Source organism: Spirillospora sp. NPDC049652 (assembly GCF_040675125.1).
Lineage (GTDB): Bacteria > Actinomycetota > Actinomycetes > Streptosporangiales > Streptosporangiaceae > Spirillospora.
On sequence record NZ_JBFAOF010000784.1, the window covers coordinates 1 to 3507 of the forward strand.

Genomic DNA, 3507 nt, shown 5'->3' on the forward strand with positions numbered 1-3507 from the left:
GCGCGACTTCCGCGACTTCGTCCGCGAGGCCGCCGCGACCGGCGCCTGGCACTCCTGACCGCCCTGCGAAACACCCCACGGCCAAGAACCCGAGAGGAACTCCCCACCATGCGCTTTCCCATCGCCACCGCGTCGGCGGCCTTGTCGATCCTGATGACCGCCGCGATGGCGGGGACGTTCTTCGGGTTCTCGGTCGGGGTGATGCCCGGCCTGAACGCGACGAAGGCGTCGTCGGCGATCGCCGCGATGAACGCGATCAACCAGAAGATCCAGAACCCGGCGTTCCTGGCGGCGTTCATGCTCGCCCCCGTCGTCGCCATCGCGGCCGGGATCCTGCTGCTGACGATGGGCCACAAGCCCGCCGCCTGGCTGTTCTTCGCCGCCGCCGCCGTCTACTTCATCGGCGCGTTCGTCCCGACCGCCGCGATCAACGTCCCGATGAACAACGACCTCGCGAACGTCAAGATCCCGCAGGACGTGACCGAGGCCGCCAAGGTCTGGACGGACTACTCGGGCCGCTGGACGACCTGGAACACCGTCCGCGCCGTGTTCTGCGGCATCAGCCTCCTGCTGATGGGCGCCGGCGCCTACGTCTGGGGCAAGTCCAGCTGACCCCGCCGCCCTGCTCCACCGCGAGCCCGGGCAGCCACCGGCAACGCGGAAGCCCGACCGACCGTGCCCTCCGAGCCTTCCCGGCCTCGGCGGGCGCGGCCATTTCCGCGCCCTGCTGCGGCGGTCCGTCCGACTCGGGCCTTGCTGATCCGGACGGCCTTCAGGCCGTCCCTTCCCGGCGAGTCCTCAGTGCGGGACGCGGGCGGTCAGTTCCTTGAGCGAGACCTCACCGGGCGCCCGGTTCAGCCGCGCGGACTCGTTCGCGGCGTCGAGGAGCACCTCGTTGACCGGGGTCGGGACGCCGTGGAGGCGGCCCAGCAGGACGATCTCGCCGTTGAGGTAGTCGGTCTCGATGGATCCCCCGCGCGCGAGGCTCTGCCATGAGGAGTTGCGGATCTCCGGGACGCCGTCCACGTGCCGCACCTCGACCGCGTCCCCGCGCAGTTCGGCGATGTCGCGGTTGGCGGCGTGGCCGATGCCCGCCGTCTCCAGGACTCGGTCCGCCTCGGTCCACGCGCGGGCGTGCAGGTCCGGGGAGGGCTCACCGCACACGGCCTCGATCGCGTTCCCGAGGTTCCCGAGCAGCTTGAGGTACTTCCAGCGGGGCAGGTCCGGGACGACCTGGGTGCGAAAGCAGGACGCCGCGAGGTGGGCGCCGATCCGCTCGGCGGTCTCGTCCGCGCCGGACGGGTGGCGGCCGAGGACGAGCAGGCCGGTCAGCGGCGCGCACGGCGCGACGACCTCGCCGGGCTTCAGGTACGAGGCCGGCAGGAGCACGAACGCCCCGTACACGCGCCGGAAGCGGCGCAGCGCCATCGGCTCGTTCGCGACGCCGTTCTGGGCGCAGAACACCGGCAGCCGCTCGGCGGCCGTCCCGCCGCCGCGCACCGGGCGTCCGCGCCAGGCGTCGAGCGCCGCGACGGTGTCCTGCGTCTTGACCGCCAGGACCAGCACGTCGCCCGGGGCCAACTCGATCTCCTCTGGACCAAAGACCACCGGGACCCGCAGCCGCAGCCGCTCCCCGGGAGTGCGGAGCGTCAGGCCGTCCTGGCGCAGGACGCGCCCGTGCTCACCCCGCGCGACCAGCACCACCTCGTGCCCGGCCTGGTGCAGCCGCCCGCCGATCGAGCAGCCGATCGCCCCGGCACCGATGACCACGTAGCGCATGCCCTCACCCCTCGTCCCCGGCGACCATGTCTGCGTGCGAACGGGGCTTGGACGCCGGCGGTCAGGAGGAGGTGCCGAGCTTGTCGCCCTGCTCGACCAGGCAGCGCATGAGCTTCTCCCAGTAGGCCGCGCCCTTCCCCTTCTTGATCGCCGGCTTCATCTTGCAAGTGCCCTGGATGAGGGTGATCCCCACGTTGTACTGAGCGGCGGGGACGCCGCACTGGGCGAAGGTCGCCTTGGCGTACATCTCGTTGTACTTGCCTTCGGAGTCCACCATGTTGCCGAATCTCTGGAAGGCGGTCATCGCGGCCGTCCCGGAACTGTTGTCCTCAGCCTTGTAGAGCTTCTTCAAAGTTTGGAGGCAGGCGGCGAGCTTGGTCATGTCGAGTCCGTCGGCAGAGGCCGCCGGCGTGGCACCGACCATCGGCCACAACAACCCACCCGCCAGGACACCCGCAACCAGTCGACGCCCAACCCAGAACTCAGCCACAGAATGCCCCCGACTTCCTCTATGCCCGAGAGCGGCCATCGCCCACGGCTGACCGAACCTAGCGATCAATGCGCGGACCGCGGGCCGGCGACGGCCGCGCATGGCCGTGTCCTGGCGGAGGCTTTTCCAAGACCGCACAGATGAACGAGCCGACGTGCCGAGGAGGCGTTCCTGCATGGGAACGCCTCCTCGAAGGCGGTCGTCAGTGGTTGTGTTCTTGGCGGCCGAGCGTCTGCTCGGGGGTGACGCCGGGGCGGGTCCACTGGGGGACGGGGCGGCTGGTCGGACCCCAGGTGGCGTTGCCTTCGGCGTCCGTGCGCCAGTACCAGCAGGCGTGGTTTCCCTTGGGCCAGTCCTGCGGCTTGTCCTCCCACTCCTCACCGCGACCGTAGGGCGTCATGTCGAGGAGGTTGAGCGACACGGTGAGCACCTCGTTGCCGCGTCCGGTGGTGGAGTAGGTGAGGAAGGTGCGGTCTCCGTCGCGCAGGTAGCAGGTGAGGTAGCCCATGGGGCCGCCGATCGGCTCCTCCACGTCGCGAACCGAGTACCAGGGCTGGGTGTAGCCCATGAAGTCGACGAACGGAGCGACCTCGTCCCAGCGGCCCGTGGTCGCGACGGCGAACGAGACCCCGCGGGCGTTGAGGTACACGGCGTCCCGCAGATGCCAGACCGCGTTGGTGCAGCCCTCGCACTGGCCCTGGTGGGGGGCGCCGTCGTGCCACATGTGCTTGTAGACCATGAGTTCGTCGCGGCCCTGGAACAGGTCCAGGAACGGGACCGGGCCGTCGGGGCCGACGACCTCGGTGGTGCCGTCGAACTCGACCATCGGCAGGCGGCGGCGGGCGGCGGCGATGGCGTCGCCCTCGCGGGTGTGGGCCTTCTCGCGGCGCAGCAGCTCGTCCCGCGCGGCCTGCCAGGTCGCCATGTCGACGACGGGCGGACGGCCGGTGCCTGCAGGGGTCGGGTCGCCGGGCAGGGTCGTCATGGTGTCCCTCCGAGGAGTTTCCAGGCGGACGGCGTCGGCAGCCGTCCGCAGCGGTCACCCGTACGGACTCGCGGCCCCGCCGGAACTCATCGCGTCCGGTGACATTCGGCTCGGCAGAACGGCCGACGGCCGCCCGCCTCCCGGTGCGAGGAGGTGGACGGCCGTCGGACGTGCGAGCGGACGCGCTCGGCGCCCTGCCGCGTCGGGTGCCGGACGTCAGGCGTCAGGCGGGGACGTCGTCGGTCTCGGCCGC

At 71.1% G+C, this 3507-nt stretch carries 4 protein-coding genes; 1 reads left to right on the forward strand and 3 read right to left on the reverse strand.

Annotated features, from left to right (window positions below):
• Nucleotides 1-108 precede the first annotated feature (108 nt).
• The gene (locus AB0J52_RS32495; protein WP_500186660.1) at nt 109-612 is read left to right on the forward strand and encodes an anthrone oxygenase family protein; all 504 of its coding nucleotides are present in this window, start codon (nt 109-111) and stop codon (nt 610-612) included.
• Nucleotides 613-798: 186 nt separating this feature from the next.
• Here the strand turns inward: AB0J52_RS32495 and AB0J52_RS32500 are convergent, their stop codons facing one another.
• From AB0J52_RS32500 to AB0J52_RS32510, 3 genes are all read right to left on the reverse strand, one after another.
• Nucleotides 799-1779, reverse strand: coding sequence for a ketopantoate reductase family protein (locus AB0J52_RS32500; RefSeq protein WP_500186663.1), 981 nt, complete (start codon nt 1777-1779; stop codon nt 799-801).
• Between the two features lie 61 nt (nt 1780-1840).
• Nucleotides 1841-2161 (reverse strand): hypothetical protein, encoded by a 321-nt coding sequence (locus AB0J52_RS32505; protein WP_500186664.1) that lies wholly within the window; start codon nt 2159-2161, stop codon nt 1841-1843.
• Nucleotides 2162-2471: 310 nt separating this feature from the next.
• On the reverse strand, nt 2472-3254 hold the full coding sequence (locus AB0J52_RS32510; RefSeq protein WP_500186665.1) for a DUF899 family protein: 783 nt from the start codon (nt 3252-3254) through the stop codon (nt 2472-2474).
• Between the last annotated feature and the right edge of the window lie 253 nt (nt 3255-3507).